General features: G+C 65.3%; 21 protein-coding genes and 1 tRNA gene. 13 read left to right on the top strand and 9 right to left on the bottom strand.

The features are described 5' to 3' along the window. Position 1 precedes the first annotated feature (1 nt). The 3 genes from MU553_RS07010 to MU553_RS07020 form a co-directional block, all read right to left on the bottom strand. Positions 2 to 1,072 carry an anthranilate phosphoribosyltransferase gene (locus MU553_RS07010; protein ID WP_247377098.1) on the bottom strand — a complete coding sequence of 357 codons (1,071 nt, stop codon included), beginning with the start codon at positions 1,070 to 1,072 and terminating at the stop codon, positions 2 to 4. A 95-nt stretch (positions 1,073 to 1,167) separates the two neighbouring features. Continuing rightward, positions 1,168 to 1,956, bottom strand: a complete 789-nt coding sequence (locus tag MU553_RS07015; RefSeq protein WP_247377100.1) for a formate/nitrite transporter family protein — start codon at positions 1,954 to 1,956, stop codon at positions 1,168 to 1,170. A gap of 169 nt (positions 1,957 to 2,125) precedes the next feature. Further along, positions 2,126 to 2,581 (bottom strand): MaoC family dehydratase, encoded by a 456-nt coding sequence (locus MU553_RS07020; protein ID WP_247377102.1) that lies wholly within the window; start codon positions 2,579 to 2,581, stop codon positions 2,126 to 2,128. A gap of 105 nt (positions 2,582 to 2,686) precedes the next feature. On the opposite strand from MU553_RS07020, the gene ahbB reads away from it, so the two are divergent. The 6 genes from ahbB (at position 2,687) to MU553_RS07050 (ending at position 8,883) form a co-directional block, all read left to right on the top strand. After that, positions 2,687 to 3,724, top strand: coding sequence for a siroheme decarboxylase subunit beta (gene ahbB, locus MU553_RS07025; protein WP_247377104.1), 1,038 nt, complete (start codon positions 2,687 to 2,689; stop codon positions 3,722 to 3,724). 213 nt (positions 3,725 to 3,937) lie between these two features. Continuing rightward, the gene (locus MU553_RS07030) at positions 3,938 to 4,540 is read left to right on the top strand and encodes a response regulator (protein WP_247377106.1); all 603 of its coding nucleotides are present in this window, start codon (positions 3,938 to 3,940) and stop codon (positions 4,538 to 4,540) included. A 196-nt stretch (positions 4,541 to 4,736) separates the two neighbouring features. After that, a complete protein-coding gene (locus MU553_RS07035) occupies positions 4,737 to 5,324 on the top strand; it encodes a response regulator (RefSeq protein WP_247377108.1) in 588 nt (195 codons plus the stop codon). Between the two features lie 15 nt (positions 5,325 to 5,339). Next, positions 5,340 to 7,124 carry a histidine kinase N-terminal 7TM domain-containing protein gene (locus MU553_RS07040; protein WP_247377110.1) on the top strand — a complete coding sequence of 595 codons (1,785 nt, stop codon included), beginning with the start codon at positions 5,340 to 5,342 and terminating at the stop codon, positions 7,122 to 7,124. A 91-nt stretch (positions 7,125 to 7,215) separates the two neighbouring features. Next, positions 7,216 to 8,148 (top strand): GTP cyclohydrolase MptA, encoded by a 933-nt coding sequence (gene mptA, locus MU553_RS07045; protein ID WP_247377112.1) that lies wholly within the window; start codon positions 7,216 to 7,218, stop codon positions 8,146 to 8,148. Between the two features lie 165 nt (positions 8,149 to 8,313). Further along, positions 8,314 to 8,883, top strand: coding sequence for an AN1-type zinc finger protein (locus MU553_RS07050; RefSeq protein ID WP_247377114.1), 570 nt, complete (start codon positions 8,314 to 8,316; stop codon positions 8,881 to 8,883). A gap of 75 nt (positions 8,884 to 8,958) precedes the next feature. On the opposite strand, the gene MU553_RS07055 is transcribed toward MU553_RS07050, so the two are convergent. From MU553_RS07055 to MU553_RS07065, 3 genes are all read right to left on the bottom strand, one after another. Next, on the bottom strand, positions 8,959 to 9,108 hold the full coding sequence (locus tag MU553_RS07055; RefSeq protein ID WP_247377117.1) for a DUF7576 family protein: 150 nt from the start codon (positions 9,106 to 9,108) through the stop codon (positions 8,959 to 8,961). Between the two features lie 40 nt (positions 9,109 to 9,148). Next, a complete protein-coding gene (locus MU553_RS07060) occupies positions 9,149 to 9,745 on the bottom strand; it encodes a MaoC family dehydratase (RefSeq protein ID WP_247377119.1) in 597 nt (198 codons plus the stop codon). A 195-nt stretch (positions 9,746 to 9,940) separates the two neighbouring features. After that, complete coding sequence (locus tag MU553_RS07065; RefSeq protein ID WP_247377121.1) at positions 9,941 to 15,715, bottom strand: PAS domain S-box protein; 5,775 nt, start codon at positions 15,713 to 15,715, stop codon at positions 9,941 to 9,943. Between the two features lie 695 nt (positions 15,716 to 16,410). Here MU553_RS07065 and MU553_RS07070 point away from each other — a divergent pair. Continuing rightward, positions 16,411 to 16,671 carry a HalOD1 output domain-containing protein gene (locus tag MU553_RS07070; protein WP_247377123.1) on the top strand — a complete coding sequence of 87 codons (261 nt, stop codon included), beginning with the start codon at positions 16,411 to 16,413 and terminating at the stop codon, positions 16,669 to 16,671. Positions 16,672 to 16,681: 10 nt separating this feature from the next. After that, the gene (locus MU553_RS07075; RefSeq protein WP_247377125.1) at positions 16,682 to 16,825 is read left to right on the top strand and encodes a hypothetical protein; all 144 of its coding nucleotides are present in this window, start codon (positions 16,682 to 16,684) and stop codon (positions 16,823 to 16,825) included. Positions 16,826 to 16,870: 45 nt separating this feature from the next. On the opposite strand, the gene MU553_RS07080 is transcribed toward MU553_RS07075, so the two are convergent. After that, entirely contained in the window at positions 16,871 to 17,674 is an 804-nt protein-coding gene (locus MU553_RS07080; protein WP_247377127.1) for a TrmB family transcriptional regulator, read from the bottom strand. A 303-nt stretch (positions 17,675 to 17,977) separates the two neighbouring features. After that, a complete protein-coding gene (locus tag MU553_RS07085; protein ID WP_247377129.1) occupies positions 17,978 to 19,606 on the bottom strand; it encodes a DUF255 domain-containing protein in 1,629 nt (542 codons plus the stop codon). 748 nt (positions 19,607 to 20,354) lie between these two features. On the opposite strand from MU553_RS07085, the gene MU553_RS07090 reads away from it, so the two are divergent. The 3 genes from MU553_RS07090 (at position 20,355) to MU553_RS07100 (ending at position 22,220) form a co-directional block, all read left to right on the top strand. Then, entirely contained in the window at positions 20,355 to 20,879 is a 525-nt protein-coding gene (locus MU553_RS07090) for an FxsA family protein (RefSeq protein WP_247377131.1), read from the top strand. A gap of 115 nt (positions 20,880 to 20,994) precedes the next feature. After that, positions 20,995 to 21,068: transfer RNA gene (locus MU553_RS07095), tRNA-Ile, on the top strand. Positions 21,069 to 21,449: 381 nt separating this feature from the next. Further along, positions 21,450 to 22,220, top strand: a complete 771-nt coding sequence (locus MU553_RS07100) for an enoyl-CoA hydratase/isomerase family protein (protein WP_247377133.1) — start codon at positions 21,450 to 21,452, stop codon at positions 22,218 to 22,220. 28 nt (positions 22,221 to 22,248) lie between these two features. On the opposite strand, the gene MU553_RS07105 is transcribed toward MU553_RS07100, so the two are convergent. Beyond that, positions 22,249 to 22,659 (bottom strand): GIY-YIG nuclease family protein, encoded by a 411-nt coding sequence (locus MU553_RS07105; RefSeq protein WP_247377135.1) that lies wholly within the window; start codon positions 22,657 to 22,659, stop codon positions 22,249 to 22,251. A 142-nt stretch (positions 22,660 to 22,801) separates the two neighbouring features. Here MU553_RS07105 and psmA point away from each other — a divergent pair, with 142 nt between their 5' ends. Together psmA and psmB are read left to right on the top strand one after the other, a co-directional pair. Then, entirely contained in the window at positions 22,802 to 23,542 is a 741-nt protein-coding gene (psmA, locus tag MU553_RS07110; protein WP_247377137.1) for an archaeal proteasome endopeptidase complex subunit alpha, read from the top strand. 17 nt (positions 23,543 to 23,559) lie between these two features. Further along, on the top strand, positions 23,560 to 24,261 hold the full coding sequence (gene psmB / locus MU553_RS07115; protein WP_247377567.1) for an archaeal proteasome endopeptidase complex subunit beta: 702 nt from the start codon (positions 23,560 to 23,562) through the stop codon (positions 24,259 to 24,261). Positions 24,262 to 24,350: the final 89 nt, after the last annotated feature.

Consider the following 24,350-nt stretch of genomic DNA (forward strand, 5'->3'; position numbering starts at 1 on the left):
GTTAGAAGGACTGCAGGTCGTCCAGCACCGCTTCGGCGTCGCCGCTCTCGATGGTCTCGCGCGCGACGTCGAGTCCGTCGTCGAGGGTGTCGACGTCTTCGCGGGCGTACATGCGCAGCGCGGCGTTGACGGCGACGGCGTCGGCGAACTGGTCGTCGCGGTCGCCGGCCAGCACTTCCTCGGTGATCGTCGCGGAGTCGGCGGCGACGTCGTCGACTTCGAGGTCCTCGCTCTCGAAGTCCATCCCGTACTCGGGCGTCTCGATCTCGAAGTCGGCGACCTCCTCGTCGCCCTCGCTCCACTCGGCGACGACGGTCGAGCCGGGGCGGACGTCGTCGTAGCCTTCCAGGCCCTGGAACATCAGGACGCGGCTGACGTCCTGGGTCTCGGCTTCCCGGAGGGTGTTGGTCATCTTGAGGGCGAAGGGCAGGTGGTAGAAACTGCCGAGGTGGACGTCGGCGTTGGCGGGGTTGGCCAGCGTCTCGACGGTGTTGACGAACGTCCGGACGCCCATCTGGTCCCGTCGCTCCCAGATGTCGTCGACGCCGGGGTTGAAGTTGGGCTGGTAGTAGTAGCCCACGCCGACCTCGTCGACCATGTCGGCGCTCTCTTCGGGTTCGAGGTCGGTCCGGACGCCGAGTTCGTCGAGCACGTGCTTGTACGAGTCGGACTTCTGGGAGGGGATGCGGTCCCCGGAGTGGATGACGATCGGGGTGCCGGCGGCCGCAGCGACGGCGCCCGCGGCCACACCGAGGATGGCGGTGTCGGCTTTGCCGTCGTAGTTCGCCCCGCAATCGACGGGGTCGGCGTCGGGTTCGGCCGTCACGACGGACTGCTCGCGCATGACGTCGGTGAACGCGGACAGCTCCTCGGGATTGTTGCGCTTCCAGCGGTTGGCCAGCATGAACGCGCCGAACGTCGTGGGGTCGGGTTCGTCGGCCAGGATGCGCTCGAAGGCCTCCCGGGCCTGCGCGTGGTCCATGTCCGCTGCGGATTTGGGCCCCGAACCGACGACTTCGGTCATCAGCCGTTTGAGCGGCCACTCGCCGAACTCCTGGGTCGCTTCTGCCATACTCGGCGCTCGGGCCGCCAGAGCGAAATAGCCTGCGGAACGCGCCGCTTCTCCCACGACGCCGAACGACGACCGCGACGCTGCGACGTCGGGTCTCACCCGCCGTCCTCGCGCGCCCCCTGCACCTGCGCGATGTGAGACAGTGTCACCAGTCCGAGTCCGCCGACGATGTTCCCGGCAGTGACGACGGCTGTGATTTCGGCCAGCGTTCCGAGGCCGATGTCGGCACCGAAAAAGACGCCGAACAACAGGTGCAACACGGTGACGATGACGTGGTCGAACGGCCCCAGCGCCAACAGAACTCCGACCATGTAGGAGACCGTGATCTGACTCCTGACGCTATTGACCGCCGACAAGAGAAAGGAGAGTAGCGTGACGAGACCGCCGCCAGTGATGCCTTTCGCGAAGCCAGCGACCGGGTCTCGGACGACGGTATCCTCGGCGAACCCGCGTAACGCGTGAGCCGTTCCTGACGGGAGTGCACCGTCGACCGACAGGACCCACACCATCAGTGCGCCGCCGACGAGGTTGAGGACGAAGGTAACGACCCACAGGCGGACGAGCTTCGAGACGAGCCACGACTGGGAGTTCTCGGCCGCCGCCGCGACCGGGTCGAAGAAGTTCTCCGTGAACAGCTCCGCGCGACCGACCACCAGGAACACGATGCCAGTGCCGAAAATGAGCGCCCCGGCGACGCTGGCAATGTCCTCGAACTGCGACGCGAACGCCGCCTCAACGATGCCGAGCGCGGCGATCCCGAAGACGATGGTAAAGCCGGCGATGAAACTGGTCGCGAAGAGTTCGAGTGGCGACTGGTCCAGCCGCCGTTGCCCTTCATCGACCGCCCGCTGGAACACCTCGGAGGGGTCCGGTTGGACACCCATTTTCGACTGGTCGGTCGGCACGAGCAAAAACGTGTAGATTCGCCTGTATATCGGGCTGCTACCCCGCTATCAGCCCGCATCCGTCGTGAAAAGGAGGCTCACTTACCAACCCGATGAGATACGCTCTCGACGTGACGGCACTTCGACTGGCGAGCCGGGGTGTGGCCGCTCACTGGTCGTCGTGACGTCGCTCGACCATGCCCAACCCGATCCAGGAGATGACCGCCTCGCCGTCCTGGTTGTACCCCGTGAGCTTGCTGTCGACGTGGCCGACCGCAGGATTGTCTTCGTCGGTTCGTTTGTCGACGACTTCGACCTCGACCGAGAGCGTGTCGCCGGGGCGGACTGGCCGAATCCAGCGCAGGGCGTCGACGCCGCGTGCCCCCTGGGACGCCCAGTCGGCCTCGTCCATCACTTCGACGAGCAGGCGCATGCACATCGAAGCGGTATGCCAGCCGCTGGCTGCGAGGCCGCCGAACGCCGTCTCTTCTGCGGCGTCCTCGTCGACGTGGAACGGCTGCGGGTCGTACTGTTCGGCGAACTCGACGATCTCGTCTTTCGTGACGTCCTGGCTGCCGTGCTCGTAGGTTTCTCCGACCTCGATATCATCGAAGTACCTGACCATCGCTCCCTACTGGCCGGCGCTCCCACGAATAGGTTGTCCCCGTTCGTTGCTGACCAGTTGCGGTGAAACGACAGGATTACACGCCACGACTCCATAGGCCGGCTAATGAGCCTCCAGTCGGGCGACTGGCGCGACGAGATCGACGACGCGGACGCGGCCCTGATCGACGGCTACCAGAGCGACTTCCCAATCGCCGAACGGCCGTTCCGCGTCGTCGCCGACGATCTGGGTATCACGGAAACCGACGCCCTCCAGCGAGTCGAACGGCTCCGCGACGAGGGCGTGTTCCGTCGGTTCGGCGCCGTGCTCAACCCGCCCGTCATCGGGTCGTCGACGCTGGCAGCCGTCGCAGCGCCCGACGACCGCTTCGACGAGGTCGCCGAGGTCGTCAACGGCTACCGACAGGTCAACCACAACTACCGACGGGATCACGAGTGGAACATGTGGTTCGTCGTGACTGCCGGGTCGCGGGAGACGCGCGACCGCATCATCGCCGAGATCGAGGACCGAACCGGCCTCGACGTCCTCGTCCTCCCGATGCTCACCGACTACTACATCGATCTGGAGTTCCCCGTCGTGAACACTGACCGCTTCGCCCGGGAATCCTTCGCAGAAACGGACGCCTCGGCCACTCGAATCAGCGAGGACGCCGCGGCGGACCTCTCCGCGCTGGATCGGCGGCTCCTGCTCGAAATCCAGGACGGCTTCCCGCTGTCGGCGACGCCCTATCGGGACGTCGCCGACGCGGTGGGCGCCGACGTGGCTGACGTGTTAGCGGCCATCGAGGGACTGCTCGCCGATGGGTGTATCAAGCGCATCGGCTGCGTGGTCAACCACGTCGCGACCGGCTTCGACAGCAACTGCATGGTGGTGTGGGACGTGCCCGACGAGAAACTGGACGAGTGGGGGTCGACTGCGGGCTCGCTGCCCTACGTCACCCTGTGCTATCACCGCCCGCGCCGCCCCGAGCAAGACTGGCCGTACAACCTCTTCACGATGATTCACGGCCGCGAATCGGCGGCCGTCGACGAGAAGATCGACGAACTCGCCGACGAGTACCTGCCCTGCGAGCACGAGCGACTGTACTCGACCGAGACGCTGAAACAGACGGGCGCGCGGTACGACGAGATCGTTGGCGAGTGATTTTTCGCCCCACGTGCGAGCGAACCAGCGTTTCTCGTCAGTCGATCTCTCGGTTTGATGATTACTGTAACTCTCTCACTCACGACGGGGTGGAATTGGCGGTGAGCGTCGCTGAAGCGCGGACTTTGCCTCGTGGTGGCAGCTGCAAAACGTCTTGGTCTATCGAAACATCCGGAACGCTTATCATTCTGTTGCGTCTAAGGTGCTACCCTGATGAGTTCCGGTGACCTCCCCACCGTTCTGGTGGTGGACGACGAACCCGACGTGGCCGACGCCTACGCGGCGCAGTTGTCGTCCGAGTACCGCGTCGAAACGGCATACAGCGGGGAGGAGGCACTGGACGAACTGGGGCCGGACGTGGACGTGGTGCTGCTCGACCGTCGGATGCCCGGCGTGTCGGGCGACGACGTCCTCGACGAGATTCGTGAGCGCGGTCTCGACTGTCGCGTGGCGATGGTGACGGCGGTCGACCCGGACTTCGACATCATCGAGATGCCGTTCGACGACTACGTCATCAAGCCCGTCTCTCGCGACGACCTGTTCGAGACGCTCGAGCGACTGCTGACGTGCGCCGAATACGAGGCGAAACTCCGGGAGTACTACGTCCTCAGCACCAAGTACGCGACGTTGCTGGCGAACAAGAGCGACGCGGCGCTCGAAAACAGCGAGGAGTTCGCGGACCTGACGGCCCGACGGGAGGAGGTACGCGAGCAACTCGACGCTAGGGTCGAGCAGTTCGACGACGAGGACTTCGCGGCCGTGTTCCGCGAACTCCACGACGGCCGGACGGTCGCCGCTGGGCCGTCCGACGAGTAGCCACGTCGACAGTTCGGCCGCAACCGTCCGGCGGACCGACTGACTGCGTGTTCAGAACGGTTGCCACCGCTCCGCATTCGTCCGATTCCGCCCACACGGGCAGCCACTGCGTTCGTGCATCCTGATTTTCATTTCTGAGGAACGGGCGGAAACTTTTTGCCTGTTCTTTGCGACCTGATAACGTGAGTGGATAGGTTTGGGCGAAACAACAATCCTCATCGTCGACGACGAATCTGCAGTCACGGACGTCTATGCGGCTCATCTCCAGGACGAATACGACGTCCGGACAGCCTATGATGGGTCGGAAGCGGTCGAGAAGCTGGACGAGGAGATCGACGCCGTCCTCCTGGACCGCCGGATGCCGGGCATGTCCGGTGACGAGGTCTTAGAACACATCCGCGAGGAGGGATACGACTGCCGCGTGGCGATGGTGACGGCAGTCGATCCGGACTTCGACATTCTCGACATGGGCTTCGACGATTACGTCGTCAAGCCGGTCTCGCGGGACGATCTCTACGAGACGGTGGACAGACTGCTCACCTATTCGTCGTACGACGACACGTTCCAGAAGTACTTCTCGCTGGTCTCGAAGCGGGCTGCGCTCCAGACCTCGAAGAGCCAGTCGGCGCTCGAAACCAACGAGGAGTACCAGGAATTGACCGATCGAATCAACGAACTCGAAGCGGAACTCGACGACGCTGTGATGGACTTAGAGGAGGGCGAGTTCGGCGCGCTCTTCCGGATGCCGGAACCCGATTTCGACTCCCTCGACTCTCCGTCATAGCCGTCGCTGGCTCTCATGGCATGGGAACAGACGCCGTATACGGTGCTGTTCGCCGGTGTAACAGTCCTGTTGTTAGCCGCTGCCGTCGTCTCGTTCCGCCACCGCGAGGCGGCGGGCGCCACGCCACTGGCTGTTCTCTCCGCTGCGACGGCCGTCTGGGCGGCGACCGCCGCACTCGGCGTCGCTCGAACCGACCCCGGTGGACTCCGGGCGTTCGCTAATCTCGCGTTCGTCGGCGTCTCTCTCGTCCCGGTCGCGTTCCTCTTTTTCGCCGTCGAGTACGCCAACCGCGACGTGTGGCTGACTCGGTACGGACCGCTCCCGCTGCTCGTGGTCCCGGTGCTCACACAGCTCGTGGTCTGGACGAATCCCTCGCACCAGCTGATGTGGACGCGCCGGGTCGTCGAGCACACCGGCTCCGTTTCGACGCTCGCCGTTCAGTACGGTCCCTGGTTCTGGTTCCACAGCGCCTATTCGTACCTCTTGACGCTGGTGGGGACGTATCTGCTCGTCCGAACCTACGTGGTCTCGGAGACCGTGTTTCGGAGCCAGTCCGCCGCCGTCCTCGTCGGGGTGATGGCACCCTGGCTCAGCAACGCGCTGTACGTGTCCGGCCTCCTCTCCGTCCCAATCGACCCGACGCCGGTCGCGTTCTCGGTGACGGCGGTGGCGTTTCTGATCGCCATCTACAGACACAAACTCCTCGAACTGATGCCCGTCGCACGTGAGATCGCCCGTGACGAACTCCTGGACAACCTCGTCGAGGCGGTGTTCATCCTCGACGACCGCGGCTGCATCTCGGATTTCAACGAACCCGCCAGGCACATCGCGGGTGAGCCGGCCGCTGCCATCGTCGGTGAACCCATCGACGAGGTCGTTCCGGGGCTCGCGGACGCGCTGACCGACGTGAGCGACGAGACGCTCTCTGAGGACGACACCGGGACCGAGGTCGCGCTTCGGCAGAACGGGACGCTTCGCCACTACGACGTGCGGGTGACGGAGTTGCGCCGTGGCGGTGGGCTGCTGCGCGGGAGGCTCGTGAGCCTCCAGGACGTGACCGACCGCCGACAGCGCGAACAACGGTTGGACGTGCTCAACCGGGCGCTGCGTCACGACCTGCGCAACGAGGCGAACGTCATCCTGGGGTACGCCGAACTCGGCATGCAGAACCACCCCGACGCCGAGTGGGTCCAGGCCATCCAGCACCACGTCTCGGGCATGGTCGATCTGAGCGCCAAGGTCCGCCAGATCGAGCAGGCGCTCGACGGGGAAAACGTCGAGTCGCGACCGATCGACGTGGCGGCAGCCGTCCGCGAGGTCGTCGCCGAAATCGAGGCAGAACGCCCCGACCTCTCTATCGACACGGCCCTGCCCGATTCGGCGCACGCCTCGGCCATCGAACTCGTCGATTCGGCCATCTCCAACGCCCTCGAGAACGCGATCGAACACAACGACAATCCGGACCCGCTGGTCGAGGTGTCGGTCTCGGTCTGGCTGACCGACGCCGGTGACGTGGCGATCGAGATCACCGACAACGGCCCCGGCATCCACGAGGACGAACGCGAGGTCCTCCTGCGCGGACGGGAGACCCAACTCGATCACGTCAGCGGCCTCGGCCTCTGGATCATCAACTGGATCGTCACCGAATCCGGGGGCACCATCGCGATCGACGAGAACGAGCCCCGGGGCAGTGTCGTCACGCTCCACCTCCCAGCGGCGGAGAACCCTCCTGAATCGGAAGCGGCCGTCGCGGATCCCGCTTCGACCGGTCAGCCCACCGGAGACGTCGACCGCTCCTGAGCGTGCGAGCCGTGGGAGCCGGGACTGGCTTCACGCAGAGCAAATTTCTTTTCGAAAGCACTAACGGTAGTTCAAGCCTAAGAAGACTCCAATGAGTCAGCAACTGCCGGACGTCCAGGCATCCAGTCCGGAAGTACGCGTGGGCTTGAACCGTGTCGGCGTCACGGGGGTCGAGAAACTCGTCAAACTCGGTCGCCAAGACGACCGTCCGATCGTTCTCATGGCGGACTTTTCGGTGTTCGTCGACCTGCCGTCCTGGCGGAAGGGCGCAGACATGTCCCGGAACATGGAGGTCATCGACGAGACGCTCGAAGCCGCCGTCGCAGAGGAAGCCTACCGCGTCGAAGACGTCTGCGGTGAGGCCGCCGAACGGCTGCTCGACAAGCACGACTACACGACCAAGGCCGAGGTCCGCATGGAGGCGGAGTACGTCACCCGCGAGCGGACGCCCGAGAGCGACCGCCCGACCCAGTCGACCGCGGACATCATCGCCTCGGCGACCGCCACCGAGGATGGCACCCACGAGGAGATCGGCGCCCGCGTCACCGGGATGACCGTCTGTCCCTGCTCGCAGGGAATGAGCACGTCCCGCGCACGGGAGACGCTCCGCGGCCTGAACGTCGAGGACGAAGTCATCGACCAGTTCTTAGAAGAGGTACCGCAGCCAGGCCACTCCCAGCGGGGCCACGCCACGCTGACCATCGAGAGCGAGGGCGCGCCCGAGGCGGACCTGAACGACATCATCGAGGTCGCCCGCGATTCGATGAGCGCGCGCATCTACAACCTGGCCAAGCGCCCGGACGAGGACCACATGACCTACGAGTCCCACAAGGACGCGAAGTTCGTCGAGGACTGCGTCCGCTCGATGGCCGAGGGCGTCGTCGACGCGTTCCCGGATCTCCCCGAGGACGCCATCGTGACGATGAAACAGTCCAACGACGAGTCGATCCACCAGCACAACGCCCACGCGGAACGGGTCGCGGAGTTCGGGACGCTCGTGGGCGAGGTCAACGGGGACGACTAGCGTCTGCCGACCGGAGGGAGGCGGTTCACGGACCGCGAGCATGGCGAGCGGTCCGTTTTTCGCCCACGTTTTTCGAGGAGTGGTCGCCGCTGGCGACCCGACGATGAAAAAGGTGGGGTGTCAGATGCCCAAGATTATTATCGTCTTATAGAAATAGACGGACGTATGGCAAGCTGTGCCGAATGTGGGGATGGGATAGAGACGGCATACGACTGTCGTGACTGCGGGGACGCGTTCTGCATCGACCACCGACTCCCGGGCGATCACGAGTGTGCGTCGGGAACGGAGGACACGGTTGACGTGACCGATGGTGGCGTGGTCACGGAGCCGACGTCGCTCTCGCTGCCGGACGGGCCGCGAGTAACGCTGTTCTTACCGGTCTGGCGGAAGATTCCCTGGCCGATCTTTCCGCTGCTGGGGGTCGTGCTCGTTCCGGCGTCCGTGCTGGCGCTCGTGTTCGCTCCGGTAGCGCTGCTGGGAGTCGCGCTCGTTCCGCTGTCGCCGCTGGTGCTTGGTCTCCACGTCTATCACGAGCGGCTCGCCCACGCGCTGGCCGCAGAGTCCGGCGAGGGCGAACCCGACGCGTGGCGTCCGAGCGGTGTGTACTACTTCCCGGTCGCACTGCTGGTCTTCTCCCGACTCATCGGTGACCTGGGGATCGTGATCGCGATGGGGGCGATTCCCGGGCTGATCGCGTCGATCGTCTACGCCGTTCAGAAACTGCGGCACAGGTGACGGCTCGTCCGCACGGCGGGTCACGGGCGCTGCCGGGGAGACCAACCGCTTCGTTCGTCACTGTGGTTCTTCCGATCAATCGGCCGTCTGGGCACGCCACGTCTCGCGACACTGCTTGTCACAGAACGCGTAGAGCGCGACGTTGCCGCGTTCGTCCTTCGCGGTGACGATCGGGTACCAATCGGAGGTGTCGATCGCCGACCCGCAGCAGTGACAGTGTGTCATTCGGCTGTTGGATTCGCGCTGTGGGCTCCTGTGCGCCGAATTAGCGTTCGTCATCCCTCTCGGTTCCGGGCTGGACCAGCACCACGGCTTCACCGTCGATGACGGTTCCGTCCTCGTCGGTGACCGTCGTCGACAGCCGATACCGGTCGTCGCTGATCGGTTCGACGACTGTGCAGTCGGCGGTGACCTGGGCGCCGAGGTAGACCGGACTGTGGAACTCCAGGTCCTGTGAGAGGTAGACGACGCGACCGGGGAGACGGGCCAGCGCGGCGCTGATCAGCCCGGAGACGAGGATCCCGTGTGCGATCCGGGTGCCGAACATCGTGTCGCTGGCTGCCGCTTCGTCCAGGTGGAGCGGGTTCGTGTCGCCGCTTACGGCGGCGAACTGGGTGACGTCCGCATCGGAGATCGTCTTGCCGAACCGGACGCTGTCGCCGACGGTGAGTTCGTCGGGATCGTCGACGTCGGTGGTGACGTCCCAGTTCGGGAGGTCGGCGGCCGGTTCGATCTCGTCGGCCGGGGCGTCGCCGTCCTGCGTGCTCGTGGACAGGCCGGACGCGGCCAGCAGGGCTCGGTTTGCTTCGACGAGACTGGCTCGAAGGTGCGTCGATGAGTCGGTGAGTGTGTTCAGTAGCATCGGTGGGTGCGAGTCGAGTCGGTCGGACGCCGTCTCGACGGTATCGCCTATCGAACGGTAAGGTACCGTTACGCGATAGGACTGGCCGGTACGTGTATTCGGTCGGCTCGCTGGCGAGGCAATATGTATACGGTTGTCTCGGCTTACGGACAGCTATGGTCAGCTTAGGCCGGAAACCGCGTCGCTGTGGGCGGCCTACGCGGTGGGCATCGCCGGCTGCTGTTCGGCGTCGAACAACTGGCCGAGCAGGCTGCGCTGTGCGAGTCGGAGGTGCCGGTTGACGGTCGGTTGTGAGACGTCGAGCATGGTCGCGACTTCCTCGCCGGTCGTCTCGCGCGGCCACTCGAAGAAGCCACTGTAGTACGCAGTGGTGAGCGTCTCGCGCTGTCGATCGGTCAACGCGCCGAGGAGGGATTCGACGAGGTCGGCTTTCGTGCCGATCGAGCGCTCGACGTCGCGCCGTGCGACGAGTTCGACGGACTGGTGGCGATCCTGCAGCAGTTCGACGAACTCGCGGACGTCCGTCTCGCGCGGCACGTCGACGATGACGTCCAGTTCCCCGTTCTCGGCGATCATCGAGCGCGGCCGGACGCCGTGTGAGACGAGCGTCGAGGCGACGAGCCCTTCCGAGATGGTGGCCTCGAAGTGGTCGCCGTCGTCGGTCGTGCTGATGATCCGGTACTCGGACACTGTCACGAACCGGTCCAGAAGCGCTGTAATCTCCGCCGCGCGCGCGTCAGTCACGGTGAAAAACAGCCGCGTCGTCTCGCCGCTGTCGGCCGAGAGGCCGTCGAACTCGACGCGACAGTCGGCCTCGGTCGCGAGTTTCAACAGGAGCGACTCCTCGTTGAAAAAGCGGAGCTTCAGCTCCGTGGCAGTGTCCATGTAGAGCGCCTGCTTCGTCTGGACGGCGCTGATGGCGTTCCCGACGGTCTCACCGAGTTCGACGAACACGGACCGTTCGAGATCGCCGAACGCGTTCGGTTCGTCTGCGTAGACGGCCAGCACGCCGTAGGTGTACTCGTCGTGTCTGACCGGGACGCTCATGACCGACTGGAAGTCGTGTTCGAGGGCCGTTCTGCGCCACGGCTCGGAGCGCAGTCGCTCCAGGACGCTTCCGACGACCGTCGGCGACTCCGCGTCGGCAGTCTGCCAGGCGGGTTCGCTGTCCTCGCCCGTCAGGGCGACGCTGTCGAGGTAGCGCTGGCCCTGCCCAGCCCACGTCTGGGGGACGACGGCTTCGTCGGTGTTGTCGTGGCTGCCGATCCAGGCGAACGAAATCACGTCGCTTTCGGCGAGCTGCTCACAGACGGCGGTCTCGATCTCGGAGCGGGACGTCGCGTCGATCAGCGACTGGTCGACGTTCCGGATGATGTCGGTGATCTCGACCTGGCGCCTGAGGCGCTTGTTCTGTGCCTGGAGCTGTTCGTCTCGCTCTCGCAGGCTCGACTCGCTTTCGAGGCGGTCGAACGCCGCTTCCGTCGTCGCGACGAGCGTCTCGACGAGCTGTCGCGTCCGGCTGTCAACCGACTCGTCGGCCGATACCACCGTCACGACGCCGTGGTCTCCGACTGGCACGACCAGACCACTCTGTGTGGTCGCGTCGGATTCCGTCGCGGTCTCGGAGCGGTCTCCACGGCTCGTGTGGAAACGGTCCGGTTGCGTCTCGTCGTGGAGCAGCCACTGAAGCGATGCGCGGTCGTCGAGCGAGACGGTCTCCCCGTCGACGAACGCCTGCCAGGCCGCTGATTCGTCGTCCCCCATCGGGAGCGGCTGCACGCCGTCACACAGGCTGCCGTATCCCGTCGTCATCGCGATCGGCGCGAACGCGTTGGCCTCGCTGTCGAGCAGGTAGACGCCGACTCCGGGTACGTCGATGATCTCCTCGGCGATGTCGACGACGGTCTCAGAGATCGCGGCTTCGGACTCCGCGTGGAGCAACTCCCGGGTCGCGTCGTGGAGCGATTCGAGCGCTAGCTCGTACTGTTTGCGGTCAGTGACGTCCTGGAGGACGCCCTGGTACTTGACGACCTCGCCGTCCGCACGGACGGGCTCGCCCGAGGATCGCACCCATCGCTCGACGCCGTCCGCGCGTATGAGTCGGCACTCGAAGCTGTACGGTTCGCCCGCTTCGAGCGCGCCCTCGACGAGTTCGCGAAGCTCCTGCTGGTCGTCCGGGTGCGCGAACTCGATCCCCTTCTCCAGGTCGAACGACTCCTCGAGCGGGACGCCGTAGATGCGCTTGAGCTCGTCCGTGAACTGGAGGTCGTACGGCGGTCCCGCTGTGAGGTCGAGTTCCCAGCCGCCGACGCCGGCGAGTTGCTGGGCCTGTTCGAGGAGGTAGCGCTGCCGCTCGAGTTCCCGTTCGTGCTCCTTGCGCTCGGTGACGTCGAAGGAAACGCCGATGACCTCCGTGACCTCGCCGTCCTCGGATACCGGCTGATAGGTGCTCTCGAAGACGACGCCGTCGATCTCGCGGACCGAGTTGACGGTCTCGCCGTCGAGCGCCCGCGCGACGTCTTCGAGGATCTCGTCTCGCCCCTCGTAGACGTCCTCCACGGACTCGCCGACGACTTCGCCGGGTTCGAGGTCGAGCTTCTCCAGCCCTTTGCCGGAAGACAGCGTGAACGTGCCGTCATCGTCGAGTGCGTACAGGATCACGGGGATGTTCGACACGACGGAGTCGAGGCGCTCGGTCGTTGCCTCCAGTTCGCGCTCGCGCTCTTTGCGCTCGGTGATCTCCTGGAGTGCGCCTCGGAGCTTGACGACGTCTCCGTCCTCGTACACCGGCTCCCCGGCGGACCGTACCCATCGCTGGACGCCATCGGCGCCGATGAGGCGCGATTCCTCGGTGTACGGTTCTCCCTCCTCGATCGCGCGCGTGACGACTTCGCGAACGCCCGCCTGATCTTCGGGATGGTACATCTCGATCCCCGTCTCCAGGTCGAAGTTCTCGCCCGGAGAGAGTCCGTGGATGCGGTAGAGTTCGTCGGTGAGCGACACTTCGTACGGTGGTTCCCCCGCGAGGTCGACTTCCCAGCCGCCGACGCCGGCGAGTTCCTGGGCCTGTTCGAGGAGGGAGCGCTGGCGTTCGAGTTCCTGTTCGCGCTCCTTGCGCTCGGTGATGTCCTGGAGTGAGCCCCGGAGCTTGATGATCTCGCCGTCTTCGAGGACTGGTTCGCTGGTCGTCCGGACCCACCGTTCGTTGCCCTCGGCGGTGATGAAGCGTGCTTCGATGTCGTAGGGCTCGCCGTCCTCGATGGCACGCTCGATCGCGTCGCGGACGCGGGGGCGGTCCTCGGGATGGTAGAACTCGATCCCCCGCTCCATGTCGAACGACTCGTCGAGCGGAACCTCGTGAATGCGTTTGAGTTCGTCAGTGAGCTGGACTTCGTACGGCGGCTCTCCGCGGAAATCGAGTTCCCAGCCGCCGACGTGGGCGATCTCCTGGGCCTGTTCGAGGAGGGAGCGCTGGCGCTGGAGTTCGTCCTCGCGCTCTTTGCGCTCGGTGATGTTCCGCGTCGCCCCGACGATCTGTTCGACGGTGTCGTCGATAACGACGGGTGCGAGCCGGGTCTCCCAGCACGTCTCCGAGTCGCGGATCGACAGCTGGACTTCGTATTTGTGCGGGTCCCGCTGGGCGACGCACTCTCTGTAGTGCGCCAAGAGGGTCTCGCCGTCTTCGTCGCCGAAGACCGCTCGAGGGGTCTCTCCGCGGACCTCCTCGTTCGGGAACCCAGTGGTCGCTTCGTACGCTGGGTTCACGCGTTTGAACCGGAACTCGTCGGCGTCCTCGTCGACGTCGATCACGAAGAGCGCGTCCTGGGTGTTCTCGAACAGGGTCTCGGCGATTTCGAGTTCCTGTTCGCGCTGTTTGCGCTCGGTGATGTCGCGACTGAGTCCCATGACGCCGATGATCTCGCCGTCCGCGTCGCGGTAGGGGAACTTGTTGTCGAGGAACGTGATCTTCTCGCCGTCGATGAACCGAACCGCCTCGGCGTTGATCTGCTTGCCGGTCTCCACGAGCCGCCTGTCCTGTTCACGGAGTGCAGCCGCAGTCTCCTCGTCGAAGAGCTCCTCGTCGCGCTTCCCGACCACGTCTTCGGGTTCGAGGTCGAAGAGCCCGGCCGCGGCCTCGTTCATCAGTTCGTACTCGCCGGCTCTGTTCTTGATGTAGACGGCTTCAGCGGTGTTCTCGATGAGCGCGTTGAGCTGCCGGTTCGTCTTCCGGAGCTCCCGCTCGTGGCGTTTGCGCTCGGTGACGTCGAAGGCGACGCCGATGACCTCCGTGACCACGCCGTCCTCGAACACCGGCTGATAGGTGCTCTCGAAGACGATGTCGCCGATCTCGACGGTTTTGCTCACTCGCTCCCCGTCGAGTGCGCGCTCGATGGCCTCGACGACGTCCGTGTTGTCCGCGTAGACGTCTGTCACCGACTCGCCGACGACCTCGCCGGGGTCGAGGCCCAGTTTCTTCAGTCCGTTTCCTTCCGAGAGGGTGAACGTCCCGTCGTCGTCGACCGCGAACAGGATCACGGGGATGTTCGACACGATGGAATCGAGGCGCTCGGTCGCCGCTTCCAGTTCCCGCTCGCGCTGTTTGCGCTCGGTGACGTCCTGGAGCGTCCCTCGCAGCTTGACGACCGCTCCGTCGTCGATGACGGGTTCGCAGGTGGTCCGCACCCACCGTTCGTTCCCCTCGGCGGTGACGAGCCGCACTTCGATGTCGTAGGGCTCGCCGTCCTCGATGGCGCGCTCGACCGCGTCGCGGACGCGGGGGCGGTCCTCGGGATGGTAGAACTCGATCCCCCGCTCCATGTCGAACGACTCGTCGAGCGGAACCTCGTGAATGCGTTTGAGCTCGTCGGTGAGGGTTCCTTCGTACGGTGGGTCTCCACCGAGGTCGAGTTCCCAGCCGCCAACGTGGGCGAGTTCCTGGGTCTGTGTGAGGAGGGAGCGCTGGCGCTCGAGTTCTTCTTCGCGCCGCTTGCGCTCGGTGATGTTGCGCGTGGCCCCGACGACCCGCTCGACGGTGCCGTCGGTGACGACGGGTGCCATCCGCGTCTCCCAGTACGTCCCTTCCTCGGGGACTGCGACCTGTTCGACGAGTTCGATGGGTTCCTGCTGCTCGATACACGTGCGATGGTTTTCGATCATCGCGCTGGCTTCTTCCTCGCTGAAGACAGCTCGCAGATCTCGGCCCCGAATGTCCGCGTTCGAGAGGCCAGTCTCCTCCTCGAACGCGGGATTCACCCGTTCGAACCGGAACTCGTCGCTCTCCTCGTCGACGTCGATCACGTAGAGGACGTCCTGCGTGCTCTCGAACAGCTTGTCGGCGATTTCCAGTTCCTGTTCGCGCTGTTTGCGCTCGGTGATGTCGCGGACGACGCCGGCGGTTCCACGGAACTGGCCGTCCTCCGCCGGAAGCAGCGCCATGTGGTTTTCCGTCAGCACCTCGCCGCCGTCGGCAGTCTGGACCGCCATCTCGAAGGTGAGATACGGCGCTTCGCCGCGTTGGAGCACGTCCCGGATCAGTTCCTGTGCCGTCGCCAGGTCCGCCTCCGTCATCACCGTCGAGACGTGCTCGCCGACCAACTCGCTGGGGTCGTAGCCGGCCAGCTGTTCGATGGCGTCGTTGACGAACAGGAAGTTCCCGTCCGCATCGAGTGCGTACATGGGATCGCCGACCGCCTGGATGATCCCCTCGTAGCGCTCTAACTGCTGGGCCTTCTCCGACAGGTCGGTGATGGCCGTCGCCGCGTCCCGTCCGAGAGAGTACCCGACGAGCGCGACGAGTCCAACGCCGAGGAACGTCGCTGCGACCCCGTATCGGGCGCCGACGCTGAACGCCGCGCCGACTCCGAGCGCCGCTACCACGACCGCCAGGACGACCAGTGCCACCGTGAACTTCAACGCGAACCGCTCCCTGAGAACGTCGGGAACGAGCCACCGCAAAGCGGACCGAGCCATATCTTCAATTCGAAACGGTTCTGGCGGTAAAGAGCCCAACGGTAAAGTTTAGCCTACTTTCGGCGGGTGTGAGCGCTCCTCTTTCGCGCGGGCGTCGCCGGTCGTTGCGGCCGCTTCGTCCCTGTGGCGTTCGTTTTTAGTGCCTCTTCACAGGGTACTCCGCTGAGTAAGACGGACTTACGTCGCTGTGCGGTGCGGATCTCTCGATCCACAGGTAGCAATTGGGACGTGAAACGCACCACCTGTCCTCCGGCAAGCCGTGCTGGGAAGCTCCCCGACGCGGTGGTTTCGGGTGTTCTCTCACGGGTCGATCGCCACCGGCCAGTCGCGACAATCGCGTCCGGCGCCAGGACCGTTGCTGTGTCCCGTCTGAACCGAATGCCGTCGTGGCTCGGTTGCCAGTTGCTCGATTCCGATCCCGATCTTGCCTCCGACGACAGACATCGTTGTGGCGGCGGGCTTCGACTGGGGACCGTCCGCGCGCGAGCGACGAAGACGGAGTGCCGATGTGATCACCGCGACCACTGTCTGCCTGTTACCCCAGCCACACGGGCGGGCTCAGACTGCCAGTTCGGCGCCTGGGACGCTGCTGACGCCGTCGAGACCGGGCGGTGAATACAGTTACACCGCTAGCTGGCGGCTGTTTATACATATAGCGGGCAACCCCAGGCCGTTCTCTCCCCTGGGTTAGCGTAATGAACACGATAAAAGAACGGCAGCGTCCCGTCCAGCCAACCGATGCAGTCGTGCGCGCGGTCGCGTCGGTGCGCGACGTCGATCCAGTCGACCTCAACAGGCCGCTGTTCATGGCGGTCGATCCCGACGCACTGGATCGCCTGTTCGAATCACGGGCCGACGGTCTGTCCGTGACGTTCCGCTACCACGGGCACGACGTGGAAGTCCGCTCGGACCTGACCGTCGTCGTCGACGGTACTGCTGTCGAACCTGAGAGGTAGACCCCAGCAAATGAATACGGCCGACACGACCCCCGCGATCCGCGAACTGTACGAAGAATTCCCGATCGGTGCACAGACCGTCTCGATGATCTCCGACCCGGAGAACCCGAACGCGTGGATACAGTCGAACCAGGCGCTCCCGATCGAACAGTAGCGTTCTTTTCCCCTGCGAAACGGCTCGACCGACAGCGAGCAGCGCCTAGAGGTTCAGCGGCTCGGCGTCTTCCCACTTGGGGTCGAACTCAGACCTGACGTTCGCGGCGAACTCCCGGTCCTTGAGGTCGATCATGGCGAACGTCTCCTCGGCGTTGAGCGGGTGCGGCACCTCGATGCACACTTCGGCGTTGTCGATGAGTTCGAAGGTCCCCGTGACGTTCCCGGAGGTCCGCAGCGAGAACTGGTCGTGGCGGGCGAGATGTGTCCGGTAGTGCTCGCCGACGCTCTCGGGCAGTTCGCCGACCAGTTCCGGCCGCATCAGCAGCGACACGTCCACGCCGCGGTCGAGTGCGTCGCCCAGTTCCTCGACGATCAGGTCGCCGACCATGTCGATGTCGAACTGCTGGGAGAGCGTCGACGCGACCATGATGATCCGTTCGTCCGCGGCCGCCAGCCGCTCGACGAGCAGGTCGACCGTCTCCTCGGGGCCGACGGCAGCGGTCCAGAACGTCTCCTCGACCGGCTCGGCCGTCTCGAGTTCGCCCACGAGCTCGTCGACGATGTTCTCGTACTGACTCGCCTTCTCGTCGAGTTCCCGCTTTTTGTCTTCGAGCAGCCGGTCGAGCGCCGTCTGTGGCTCGACGGCGACGTACTTCTTCGGCCGGCTCGCGCTCTGACTCCGGACGAGGTTGTACGTCTCGATGCTGTTGAGGACGTCGTAGATCCGACCCATCGGCACGTCGCTCACACGTGACAACTCTTTGGCAGTCGTCGGCCCAGTCTTCAGCAGCGCGCGGTAGGCGCGCGCCTCGTATTCGGACAACCCCAAATCTCTCAGACTTGCCATTATTACGTTAGGTTGGTTCGGGGGCTTATAAACGCATCGCAGGTTTACCACTGTGTATTATGGTACTCGGGTCCGTCACGGCGGGAATTACCCGGGTATGCCGGGTTCTGTGCGCAGGTCCGATTCGGAAACCTGTCCGTCGGTTCGAGGCGGCGCCGACGGGTGTCGGTCTCCCCGACGACGCGGGGAGTGTCTGCCGAATGACCTGTCGATACTGTACGTTCACACAGTGATGTGTATATGCCCTGCGATTTCGCTGGTTTCAGCGAGGGACCGATGCGTGCGTTGGCGCGTCCACCGGACTCAGGCGTCGGTAGCGAGGTCCGCCAGCGAATCCGGGGTGTCGGCGGTGCCCACCTGTTCGCCGCCCTCGAAGAGGTGGACTTCGCCGTCCGGGACGTCGGCGCCCGGCACGACGACGGCCTCGTGATCGGCGATGCGGAGCGCTGCGCGGTGGAGGTCGCTGCCCGCTCGCGTTCCGACCCGGAAGGTTCGCGGGGACTGGAGTCGCGACGTGACCGCCGCGTAGCCGGCCACTTCGACGCCCATGCGGTCGGCCGCGCCGGCGAACGCAGCGACCGCGTCCCGGGCTGCATCGCGGTACCGCTCCTCGCCAGTCAGGGCTGCCAGGTCTAGCAGCGCGTCCGCGAGCTCGACGTTCGTATCCAACGGATAGAGGGCGCGATCACAGAGGCCTGCGCCCGCGGCCGGCCCGTCGCGGAACGCGCCGTCGGCGTCCTGTAATTCGTCGAGCGTGTAGTCCGCGATCGCGCGTGCGTCCTCGGCGTGGTCACCGGTGACCTGCCAGGCCGTGGTCAGTCCCTCCAGCACGCGGGCCTGGTCGAGCAGGAGTCCCGCCTCGCCGACCTCGCCGGTCTCGGGGTCCGCGAAGTGCAGCACTTCGCCGTCGTCGACGAGTTCGGTCAGCACGTGGTCGAGCGCTCGCTCGGCGTAGCGCCGCGCTCGCTCGTCGTCCGTGTACGCGTGGAGGGCGAGCAGTGCCCCCGCGGCCAGCCCGTTCCGGTCGGCCAGGACGGTTTCGTCGACGTGGGGCGCGTCGGCGTCCTCGCGGTCGGTCGGTTCGAGCTGGTAGTACTCCTCGGACCCGGCCTGGCTGGCGGCGAAGGCGTCGCCGGTCCACAGCGTCGTCGTGAGGTAGTCGACGGTCTGCTCGGCGGGCTCGCGATACCCCTCGTCGCCGGTGTAGCGGTACGCGCGAGCGAACGCGCGGATCAGCCCCGCGTTCTCGTCGAGCAGCTTCTCCCGACTGGCGCCACCCCAGTTCCGTTCCAGGGCGTAGCGGTAGAAGCCGCCGTCGTAGGTGTCGAGCAGGTGGGTCCGGATGGCTTCCAGCGTCCGGGTGGCCTGGTCGCGCGCCCGAACGAGGGCGAATTCGACGGTCCGGGGGAGCGGGAACTTCGTGTCCGTTCCCCAGCCGCCGAACTCGTCGTCGAACGCCGCGAGCAACTGTTCGACCATGTGCTCCTCGATGCGCGGCGTGACCTCGCCGGCCGGTGGCGTGCCGTCACGGAGCGCGCGCGGGACGCGGCCGCTCTCGGTGCCCTTCGCGTCCCAGGTCTGGCGCACCGACGTGAGGATGTCCCGGAACCCGTCGATACCCAGATAGCCCGCGCCAGTGATGATCTCGCCCTCGGGCGTGACGAACACGGTCGAGGGGAACCCGCCCATGTTGTAGCGTTCGCGGACGCGCGGGTGGCGGTCCACGTCGACGCGGACGGGGACGAACCCGTCGTTGACGTTGGCCGCGATGCGCGGTTCCGAGTACGTCGTCGCGTCCATCTCGTGACAGTGGGTACACCACGGGGCCGACAGCGAGAGCAAGACGGGTTTGCCACTGCGGTCGGCCACCGCGAAGGCCTCTTCGCCCCATTCGCGCCACTCCACTTTGGTGTCCGCCGCGTGTTCGTCCATACCGGGCGGTGGCCGTCGCCGGACAAGTATTCTGCCATCCCATCTTTTTCTTCTGCACCAGATACCGCCGGTTTCTGGTTGGCTCACGAGCGGTTCGCTCTCGCGAGCGCCGGGTCGCTGGCGGCGACCGCCCCGCGAACGGATAACCCAAAAAGAACGACGAGCCGACTTTCACCCTCACTGAGTTCGGGCGAATGCGCTGGTCAGTACCGCTCCCCCACTCGCCGAAGTGGCGTCATCCTTCGATAATCTCGTGAATACACCAGCTACATGCCCTCACGTCCTCGTCGCTGGTTGTCCCTGCTCGTGGGCCAGCCGTGATTGCCGCACGCGGGAGCGATTGCAGTTGATCGACTGCGTTTCCACACCGCGGACACCGAACCATGACACCAGTTACCACGCGGAGCGTACTAAGACTTTCTGACCGATAACTACGGTCAAAATCCGGAGCGGTCGACGTGCCGATCTATTCCCCGCAGGCGCTGTCGCTCGCAACTGTGCGGGTCAGCTGTTTGCTCTCTGCAATGGCGATCACGCACGTTCGGCCAGCGTGCATCGCTGTTGAGCACACTCGCATCCGCCGACCGGAGGGAGGCGGTTCACCGACAGCTTCGCCGTCGGCCTTTTTAGTCCGGGTTTTCGCTTCAGGGGGTACCCACAGCGAGCCCCCGGCTCGCGAGGATACCCCCTGACGAAAAAGTGGTGGCGAAGCGGTTCTATTTTGGGTGCGCGGCCACTAAAGGCGGGTATGCTGCGCATCATTGCGCTGTTGTTGCTCATTCCCCTGTTCGACGTCATGCTGCTCGTGGCGGTGGCAGCGTGGTTCGGGACTCTCGAGACGGTCCTCATCGTCGTCCTGACCGCACTGATCGGGATGCTGCTGGTCCGCGCCGAAGGCCGCCACACCATCCGGAAGATACAGCGCAAACTCGGTCAGGGTGAGCCCCCGACGAACGAACTCGTCGACGGTGGCCTCCTGCTGGTCTCCGGTGCCATGCTGCTGACGCCCGGCCTGGTCACCGACCTCATCGGCCTCCTCCTGGTGGTTCCGGTGACGCGCTATCCGATCCGGGTCGCGACGAAAAAGTGGGTCGTCTCCCCGTACGTCGACGCCAAGACGGGCGGATTCGCCTCCGGCAACGTCTACGTCGGCGGGTTCCCGGGTGGCGACTCGGCCGGCGGTACGGCCGACGACAGCTACGAGATGGACGACGACGTCTACGACATCGATCCCGACGGCGGCTCGAGTCGAGACGACGAGACCGACCGGTAACGGGCGAGTTCTGTCGACGCCAGCACGTCTTTTGGGGGATGTGAGTCACCCACAGCCCTCTGGTGAAAAGAAACGCTTAACATAACCAGGGGGATACACCCTAATGCGCTCACCTGGGCCAATAGCTCAGTCAGGTTGAGCGCTCGGCTGATAACCGGGAGGCCTCCGGTTCAAATCCGGATTGGCCCACCTGACTTTCGGGCGGTCTTTGACCGCTCGAAGACTGGGGCCTTATCTCCCCAGCCACCTAATTTCCGGCGATACTACTCATCCTGGAGCCACCGCTCAAAACGGAGTTGAGTTTGTTTCAAACCACACCCCGCTACCATCTGGTGATTCTACCGGCTGGTCCCCACGTACCTACCGGTCATGTCCACGTTCGTCGTTGGATTCGGTGTCTGGCTGGCTTGGTGACTGACGCATCCAACGGAGGAGAGAGCCGATGGTTCGGTGTCTCGGCTGTAAGAAGGGGTCCGAGACCTTCGAGGCGACCGTCCCGAACTGTCTCTGCATCGAGGCCTTCCATCCGAGGCAACAACTCTCTCCGGCTCCAGTACATCGGTGAGTGCAATGACAACCATCGACGTGACGCGAGAGGCAGACTACGCAACGATCACCATCTCGAACCCGGAGCGCAAGAACGCGATCAGCGCCGAGGCCTGCCAGGAGATGGCCGCGGAGCTCCGCTCGCTGGCGACCGACGACGGCGTCCGGTGTGTCGTCGTCACGGGCGCGGGTGAGGACTTCTGCTCCGGCCTCGATCTCACGGAGGGCATCGCCGGTGCGAGCGTGAGCCAGGAACTCGAAACCGGACTGAACGCCATCGCGACGGCCCTCCTTCGGATGGCGAAACCGACCGTCGCCCGCGTGAGGGGCGCGTGCGTGGGTGCGGGGGCGTCGATCGCGACGGCGTGTGACTTCGTCTACGCCGAAGCCGGTGCCCAGTTCGGCTGGGGCTTTACCGACATCGGCCTCGCGCCGGACACCGGTGCCACGTACGTCCTCCCGCGGTTGGTGGGCGTTCGGCGGGCACTCGATCTGCTGATGACGGGACGGCGGGTCGACGCCGCGGAGGCGGTCGAGCTGGGGATCGCCACCGAGGCGATCTCGAGCGAGGAGTTCGAGGACGCGGTCGCCGAGCGCGTGGCGACGCTCGCCTCGCGACCGACGCTGGCGCTGGGCGAGACCAAGCGGCTGGTGCAACGCAACAGTCACCGCCCGCTGGAGGAGGCACTGCGGGCGGAAGCCCGCGCGCAGGAGCGAATCATCACGACCGAGGACTTCAGCGAGGGCGTCCAGGCGTTCCTTCAGGATCGCGAGCCGGAGTTCGAGGGGCGGTAAGCCGGGCGGGCCCCGCTCAAACGAAGCGTCACTCGTGGGCACTACGTACTGCAGTCAACAACCTGTCTTTGGCAGTCGCGTGGTGGAGGTGGGTGTCACAGTCGCAATCGGACGCACCGAACCCCGTGACGACGGTCTCGCCCACGTCGGCGACAGCTCGGGCGACCGCGCACTCGACGTCGACCTCGGGCGAGCGGACGACTGTCTCGATCCGTGCGGGGGTATCACCGAGGAGGTAGTCGACGTGCCAGTGGCGGGCGTCGCGGTCGCCGGCGGCGATTTCCACGTGGCGATCGACGCGTGCGAACCCGCCGGGACCGAACGCGCTGCCCGTGTACGCGTAGTAGCCGGCTGGGAACGTTTGCTCGCCGAGTGCACCGACGGTGACAGTCGCCGCTTCCGGAAGATTCACGAGTATTGTGTACGTGCCCTTGACCACAACCGGGACTCCACCTCCTGCCACAATCGACCTTACGGTCTCGTCGACACGCGATCACGGTGTCACTTGCTACCATAAATGGGTTTAAATACGGGTGGCACTAACCGGAGGTGAAGGCCACTCCCGGCTTTCGATGCAAATCATGCAGGGAAACTCACAACAGCAGGCGTACGACCGGGGGATCACTATCTTCTCCCCGGACGGACGTCTCTATCAGGTCGAGTACGCCCGCGAGGCCGTCAAGCGCGGGACAGCCAGCGTCGGCGTCCGCACGACTGACGGCGTCGTTCTCGCGGCCGACACGCGCGTTCGCTCTCCACTTCTGGAGCGGTCGAGCGTCGAGAAACTCCACAAGATCGACGACCACGTCGGCATCGCCAGCGCCGGCCACGTCGCCGACGCCCGCCAGCTCATCGACTTCGCCCGGCGGGACGCGCAGGTCAACCAACTGCGCTACGAGGAGCCGATCGACGTCGAGTCGCTGACCAAGGACATCACCGACCAGATCCAGCAGTACACCCAGACGGGCGGCGCACGCCCGTTCGGTGTCGCGCTGATCGTCGGCGGCATCCAGAACGGCGAGCCGCGCCTGTTCGAGACCGACCCGTCGGGGACGCCCTACGAGTGGCAGGCACTCGCCGTGGGTGGCAATCGTGAAGATCTCCTCAGCTACTTCGAAGAGGAGTACCGCGAGGACCTGGATCTCGACGGCGGGATCGATCTCGCGCTGTCCGCCCTCGCCGAGGTCGGCGACAGCGAAGTCACTCCCGAGGGCGTCGCCCTGGGGACCATCGACGTCGAGACCGAGCAGTATCGCCAGCACACCGACGAGGAGATCGCAACGTACCTCGAAGACGTAGACACCGAAGGTGAGGAAGAATGACTGACTGGAACCACGGCATGGACCCGACGCAACAGCCCAGATTGGACGACGGCCTGCAGAGCCCCTACGAACCGGAACTCGGCACGCTGCCGTCCACGAGTGGCAAGGACAACGAGAAGGTGAACAAGACCGGGACGACGACCGTCGGCATCGCGAACGACGACGGCGTCATCGTCGCGACCGATCGCCGCGCCTCGCTCGGCGGCCGCTTCGTCTCGAACAAGAACGTCCAGAAGGTCGAGCAGATCCACCCGACGGCAGCTCTCACGCTCGTGGGCTCGGTCGGTGGTGCCCAGTCCTTTATCCGCTCGCTTCGCGCCGAGGTCAACCTCTACGAGGTCCGCCGCGGCGAGGACATCTCGATTCCCGCACTGGCCACGCTCGCCGGCAACTTCGCCCGCGGCGGCCCCTTCTTCGCCATCAACCCGATCCTGGGCGGCGTCGACGACGAGGGCAGCCACGTGTTCAGCATCGACCCGGCTGGCGGCGTCATGAAAGACGACTACACCGTCACCGGCTCCGGGCTCACCGTCGCGTACGGGACCCTGGAGAGTCGCTACGAGGACGACCTCTCGATGGACGAGGCGCGCGTCGTCGCCGCCGACGCGGTCAACGCCGCAGCCGAGCGCGACACCGGCTCCGGGAACGGACTGGTCGTCGCCGAGGTCACCGAGGAAGGCGTCGAGATCGACACCTACGAGTACGACGACATCCTGTAGCCGGGGACCCGAGTCGCGATTCGTTTTCCGTTTTCTTTCCGTCTGCTGACCAGCGACTGGTGCGCGCTCGACGCGTGAGCGTCGCTCGA

This window comes from Halorientalis brevis, from assembly GCF_023077655.1.

Coding starts and splice junctions, on each gene's coding strand:
- MU553_RS07010 (WP_247377098.1), bottom strand. CDS start 1,072: ATGGCAGAAGCGACCCAGGAGTTCGGCGAGTGGCCGCTCAAACGGCTG.
- MU553_RS07015 (WP_247377100.1), bottom strand. CDS start 1,956: ATGGGTGTCCAACCGGACCCCTCCGAGGTGTTCCAGCGGGCGGTCGAT.
- MU553_RS07020 (WP_247377102.1), bottom strand. CDS start 2,581: ATGGTCAGGTACTTCGATGATATCGAGGTCGGAGAAACCTACGAGCAC.
- ahbB (WP_247377104.1), top strand. CDS start 2,687: ATGAGCCTCCAGTCGGGCGACTGGCGCGACGAGATCGACGACGCGGAC.
- MU553_RS07030 (WP_247377106.1), top strand. CDS start 3,938: ATGAGTTCCGGTGACCTCCCCACCGTTCTGGTGGTGGACGACGAACCC.
- MU553_RS07040 (WP_247377110.1), top strand. CDS start 5,340: ATGGCATGGGAACAGACGCCGTATACGGTGCTGTTCGCCGGTGTAACA.
- mptA (WP_247377112.1), top strand. CDS start 7,216: ATGAGTCAGCAACTGCCGGACGTCCAGGCATCCAGTCCGGAAGTACGC.
- MU553_RS07050 (WP_247377114.1), top strand. CDS start 8,314: ATGGCAAGCTGTGCCGAATGTGGGGATGGGATAGAGACGGCATACGAC.
- MU553_RS07055 (WP_247377117.1), bottom strand. CDS start 9,108: ATGACACACTGTCACTGCTGCGGGTCGGCGATCGACACCTCCGATTGG.
- MU553_RS07060 (WP_247377119.1), bottom strand. CDS start 9,745: ATGCTACTGAACACACTCACCGACTCATCGACGCACCTTCGAGCCAGT.
- MU553_RS07065 (WP_247377121.1), bottom strand. CDS start 15,715: ATGGCTCGGTCCGCTTTGCGGTGGCTCGTTCCCGACGTTCTCAGGGAG.
- MU553_RS07070 (WP_247377123.1), top strand. CDS start 16,411: ATGAACACGATAAAAGAACGGCAGCGTCCCGTCCAGCCAACCGATGCA.
- MU553_RS07075 (WP_247377125.1), top strand. CDS start 16,682: ATGAATACGGCCGACACGACCCCCGCGATCCGCGAACTGTACGAAGAA.
- MU553_RS07080 (WP_247377127.1), bottom strand. CDS start 17,674: ATGGCAAGTCTGAGAGATTTGGGGTTGTCCGAATACGAGGCGCGCGCC.
- MU553_RS07085 (WP_247377129.1), bottom strand. CDS start 19,606: ATGGACGAACACGCGGCGGACACCAAAGTGGAGTGGCGCGAATGGGGC.
- MU553_RS07090 (WP_247377131.1), top strand. CDS start 20,355: ATGCTGCGCATCATTGCGCTGTTGTTGCTCATTCCCCTGTTCGACGTC.
- MU553_RS07100 (WP_247377133.1), top strand. CDS start 21,450: ATGACAACCATCGACGTGACGCGAGAGGCAGACTACGCAACGATCACC.
- psmA (WP_247377137.1), top strand. CDS start 22,802: ATGCAGGGAAACTCACAACAGCAGGCGTACGACCGGGGGATCACTATC.
- psmB (WP_247377567.1), top strand. CDS start 23,560: ATGGACCCGACGCAACAGCCCAGATTGGACGACGGCCTGCAGAGCCCC.